Source organism: Roseiarcus sp. (genome assembly GCF_052145395.1).
Lineage (GTDB): Bacteria > Pseudomonadota > Alphaproteobacteria > Rhizobiales > Beijerinckiaceae > Roseiarcus.
This window is the reverse complement of record NZ_JBKQOT010000751.1, coordinates 1-4,661: the sequence shown is the minus strand read 5'-3', so window position 1 is coordinate 4,661 and position 4,661 is coordinate 1. Positions and strand designations below refer to the sequence as shown.

Annotated in this window: 4 protein-coding genes; 2 read left to right on the top strand and 2 right to left on the bottom strand. The window is 67.3% G+C overall.

The features are described 5' to 3' along the window. Nucleotides 1-372: 372 nt before the first annotated feature. Together glsA and gltS are read left to right on the top strand one after the other, a co-directional pair. Nucleotides 373-1,362 carry a glutaminase A gene (gene glsA, locus ACLP25_RS25725; protein ID WP_442471954.1) on the top strand — a complete coding sequence of 330 codons (990 nt, stop codon included), beginning with the start codon at nt 373-375 and terminating at the stop codon, nt 1,360-1,362. Between the two features lie 180 nt (nt 1,363-1,542). Then, on the top strand, nt 1,543-2,748 hold the full coding sequence (gltS, locus tag ACLP25_RS25720) for a sodium/glutamate symporter (RefSeq protein WP_442471953.1): 1,206 nt from the start codon (nt 1,543-1,545) through the stop codon (nt 2,746-2,748). Nucleotides 2,749-3,130: 382 nt separating this feature from the next. Here the strand turns inward: gltS and ACLP25_RS25715 are convergent, their stop codons facing one another. Both ACLP25_RS25715 and ACLP25_RS25710 read right to left on the bottom strand, forming a co-directional pair. Beyond that, the gene (locus tag ACLP25_RS25715) at nt 3,131-4,045 is read right to left on the bottom strand and encodes a sugar kinase (RefSeq protein ID WP_442471952.1); all 915 of its coding nucleotides are present in this window, start codon (nt 4,043-4,045) and stop codon (nt 3,131-3,133) included. Continuing rightward, on the bottom strand, nt 3,940-4,661 hold a 722-nt coding region (locus tag ACLP25_RS25710), incomplete at its 5' end, for a LysE family translocator (protein ID WP_442471951.1). The genes ACLP25_RS25715 and ACLP25_RS25710, both read right to left, overlap by 106 nt.

Genomic DNA, 4,661 nt, shown 5'->3' with positions numbered 1-4,661 from the left:
CATGCCACAAACTGTTCCAATATCGTCTCCAAAGGCTTGATTCGCGCCTCCAGAGGTAGAATCGATCAAACCGCAGACCCGCAAGACCCGCAAATTCCCTCAAATCTTTCCAAATGCGATTCCCCTGCAGGTGACGCTGTCCCCCCTTGCCAAGTGACGACGGACGGCCGCATTGCGTTCCCGGAGGACTGGAATTCCTCAAACTGCGACCCCGACCGTCACGATCCGGAATGGCCGCTCAACGTCGATACGCGACGTTCAATCGCTCGGCGACGGAAGACTGCAAAGCTTTCGAATGCAGCCGTTTGGCCGCCGCGATTTCGCTGCTAGGTTCGGGCGAAGGGCCCGCTTGCGAGGGCCAAGGGGACGCCGGTGAGATTGGACAGGACATCCCGCGGCTTCGTCTCGACCGGCCGCCTGCCCGCGCCCGAGACCGTCGCCGCCCTGGTCGACGAAGCCTACGCGCGCTTCCGCGCCAATACGGACGGCGCGGTTTCACGAGTCTATCCCACCCTCGCCCGCGCTCCCGCCGATCTCTTCGGCCTCTCGGTCGTCGGAACGAACGGCGCGGTCCACGCGGCGGGCGACTGGAACCATCCCTTCACGATCATGAGCGTGTCAAAGCCTTTCGTGTTCGCGCTCGTCTGCGACGTGATGGGGCCCGACGCCGCTCGGAAAGCTATCGGCGTCAACGCCACCGGCCTGCCCTTCAACGCCCTCGCCGCCATGGAGCGCGACCCGGACGGCCGTACCAATCCGATGGTCAATCCCGGCGCCATCGCCGCGACCAGCCTCGTCCCGGGCGCGACGCTCGACGAGCGCTGGGCCTTCCTCGGCGACGGCCTGTCGCGCTTTGCCGGGCGCGAGCTTGCGCTGGATGAGGAGGTTCTGGCGTGCGCGCTCGCGAGCAACGCGCGCAATCGGGCGATCGCCCAACTCCTGCAAAGTTTTGGGCGGATCGCCGGCGACCCGGCCGAGGCGCTCGAACTCTACACGCGGCAGTGCTCGCTGAACGTGACCGCGAAAGATCTCGCCGTTATGGGGGCGACGCTGGCCGACGGCGGAGTCAATCCGCTGACCAAGGACCGCGTGGTCGATCCGGAGAGCGGCAAGCGCGCGCTCGCCGTCATGGCGACGCCGGGCTTGTACGAGACGTCCGGGGACTGGCTCTATGACGTGGGCCTGCCGGGCAAGAGCGGCATCGCCGGCGGGATCGTCGCGGTCTCGCCCGGCAAGGGCGCGCTGGGCGCCTTCGCGCCGCGGCTCGACGCCGCGGGCAACAGCGTCAAGGGTGGGCTCGCGGCCCGCTTTCTTTCGCAGGAACTGGGCTTAAGCCTGTTTGCCTCCAGCGCCGAGCCATGATTGATCCGCCGGCCGTTGAGCGAAATGGCGAAGGGCGGCGTCCTTGGACCCTCACCCCGCCGCTTCGCGGCTTCCCTCTCCCGGTGGGAGAGGGGCGTCTCCTTCCCCTTGAGGGGGAAGGTGGCCCGAAGGGCCGGATGAGGGTTCTGGCGCGCGCGCCATGTCCAAAGGGAAACTGAAATGACGTCGATTCAGGTCCCCGGGCTTCTGACCTTCACGATCGCCATCGTCGTGTTCTTCGTCGGCGCGGGGGTCAATCGCGCGATCAAGCCGCTGCAGAGCTGGAACATCCCGGAGGCCGTGACGGGAGGCCTCATCGCGGCGGCCGCGACGCTGATCGCCTATGTCGTCTTCCGGGTCGAGGTGAACTTCTCGCTCGAAGCCCGCGACATGCTCCTCCTCTATTTCTTCACCGGCATCGGCCTCAACGCCAAGCTCGATGACCTGATCTCGGGAGGCCGGCCGTTCCTGATCCTGCTGGCGCTGACGCTCGTCTATCTCGCGCTCCAGAACCTGATCGCGGCGGGCAGCGTCGCGGCGCTCGGCCTTCCCGCCGGGATGACGCCGCTTCTCGGCTCGGCCGCGCTGATCGGCGGGCACGGCACCACGATCGCCTGGGCGCCGATCATTGCCGCACGGTTCGGCTTGAGCAACGCGCTCGAGGTCGGAATCGCGACAGCGACGCTCGGGCTCGTGGTCGCAAGCCTCGTCGGCGGTCCGATCGCCGGATACCTCATCCGCCGCCACGGTCTAGCTGGACCGAAGGCGCCGGATCCTGTGGTCGGCGTGCCGGACGATCCGGGCGACAAATACGCCGACGACCTCAATCACATCACGCTTCTCCGCACGCTGCTGATCCTCAACGTCGTGATCCTGATCGGTTTCGCGCTGCAGGAGATCGTCAATGAAAGCCGGATCAAGCTGCCGCTGTTCGTGATCTGCCTCATCGTCGGCATCGTCGTCACCAACACGGCGCCGCGGTTTTTGCCGGCCATGCAATGGCCGACCCGATCGCGCGCGCTGGCGCTGATTTCCGACCTGTCGCTCAACGTGTTCCTCGCCATGTCGCTGATGAGCATGCAGCTCTGGACGCTCGGCGGACTCGGCATCGCGCTGGTGGCGGTGCTCGCGGTCCAGACCGTTGCGGCGGTCGCCTATATCGTCTTCGCCGTCTTCCCGCTGATGGGGCGGAATTACGAGGCGGCGGTGATCTCGGCCGGATTCACCGGCATCACCCTCGGCGCGACTCCGACCGCGATCGCCAACATGACCGCGGTGACCAAGCTGCACGGCGCCTGCGCCCGGGCCTTCATCATTTTGCCGCTCGTCTCGGCCTTCTTCATCGACATCGCCAACGCCGTGGCGATCGGCCTCATCGTGCGCTGAAGCGCGATGAAATGGGGTCGCGACGGTCAAATCTTTGCCCGACGCCTGGGGCGGAGGAAGGCGGGAGCGCCTTTCCCTCACGCACGATGGCGCGACTTTTGATTGCAGCAAATCGGAAATACCGGTAGGATCCCGTCCATGCGAGCCTCAGACGAAGCGCAAGCGGATCGACGCGGTCCTCGAACGGGACGCGGCCGTTTGCCGGGGGATGGGCCGCATGACGAAGGAGATTCGCGCGAAAGGATTTTTGCGCAAACTCGAGTGCAACGCATTGAAAAGTCACGATTCACGGGTGAACAAGAGGGTCAAATCCGGCGCCGAACGCATGTCGAACGCGTGTCGAACGCGCGCTGAATGACGCCGGACGGCGCCGAATGCGCCCTCAGGCGCGCGCAATCGCGGCCTCGACGTCGGCCCGGCGCGGCAGCGGCGCGACCGCGCCGTAGCCCAGCGTCGACAACGCCGCCGCGACATTGGCGAAGCGGGCGGCGGCGAAGGGATCGGCTGTGCGGACGAATTCGGCCAGAAAGGCGCCGTCGAAGCAGTCGCCGGCGCCGGTCGCATCGATCGCCGAGACGGCGAACGGGGCAATCCGCTCGCGCCGCCCGGCGTTGGCGACTAGCGCGCCGGCCTTGCCGAGCTTCACCACCACCAGCCGCGCGCCGAGGCTGAGATAGAAGTCGGCGATGGCGTCGGGGTCGGTCAGGCCGGCGAGCTCCTTGGCGTCGTCGAGGCCCGGCAAGGCGATGTCGCACGACCGCATCGCCTCGTGGATCACCGCCCGCGCCCTTCTCAGCGGCCAGAGTTTTACGCGCAGGTTCGGATCGTAGGAAACAAGGCGCTTGGCGTCGCGGGCGATGTCGATCGCCGCGAAGGCGGCGTCGGCGGCCGAGGACGAGATCGCCTGGGTGATCCCGGACAGATGCAGGACCTGCGTCGCCTTGATGCGATCGACCGGCAAGTCGCTCTCGCCGATCCGGCTCGCCGCCGAGCCCGCCCGCATGTAGGAGAACTGGTGCCCCTCAGGCCCATGGGTGACGAAATAGAGTCCGGTATGCGCGCCGCCGTTGATGACGACCCGGCTCGCGTCCACGCCCTCCTTCAGCCACAGCTCGGTCAGCGCCTGTCCGAACCGGTCGGCGCCGATCGCGGTGAAATAGGCGGCGTCGGAGCCGAGCCGCGCCGCCGCGATCATCGCGTTCGACGTGTCGCCGCCAAAACCTTGTACGAACGGCGCGTCGTCGTGCGCCTGATTGAGTTCGACCAGCGGCTCGCCAATCGCAAGAAGGTCCGACATGCTCTCCTCGTCGCCACGGCGACCGCGACCCCGGCCATGACCCCACCGGCGGCGCGATGGGCGATGCGCATGGCTCTCGCCGACCGGAACAGGGCGCGCGCGCGGTTGGCCGCGAGCGCGTAGGCCGCAAGCGTCGAGGCGATCACGGGAATGCAGATCGCCATCAACTCCGCAAGCCTCATCGGCGTCAGGCTTTTCACGTCGACCACCAGCGGCATGATCGACAGAACGAACACCATCACCTTCGGGTTGCCGAGCGTCAGCGATAGCGAACCGAAGAAGGCGCGAAAGCCCCGCGAGGCGGGCGGCGGCGCTTCGCCGCGCGCGGCCGACGCGGTCGCCGTGCGCCAAGCGAGATAGAGTAGATAGGCGGCGCCCGCATACTTGATCGCCGCAAAGGCGCCGGCGAAGGCGTTGGCGAGCGCGGCGAGGCCGGTTCCGGCGACGACGAGCCAGATCATGTCGCCGACCACATAGCCGGCGATGAACGGGGCGACGCCGGCAAGCCCATAGGCGATGACCCGCGCCACCAGCGCCGCGAGGCCGGGGCCGGGCGTCGCGACCGCGGCGAAATAGACGGCGGCGAACAGGACGAGCGAACCGAGCGTCATGAAGC

Coding starts and splice junctions, on each gene's coding strand:
- gltS (WP_442471953.1), top strand. CDS start 1,543: ATGACGTCGATTCAGGTCCCCGGGCTTCTGACCTTCACGATCGCCATC.
- ACLP25_RS25715 (WP_442471952.1), bottom strand. CDS start 4,045: ATGTCGGACCTTCTTGCGATTGGCGAGCCGCTGGTCGAACTCAATCAG.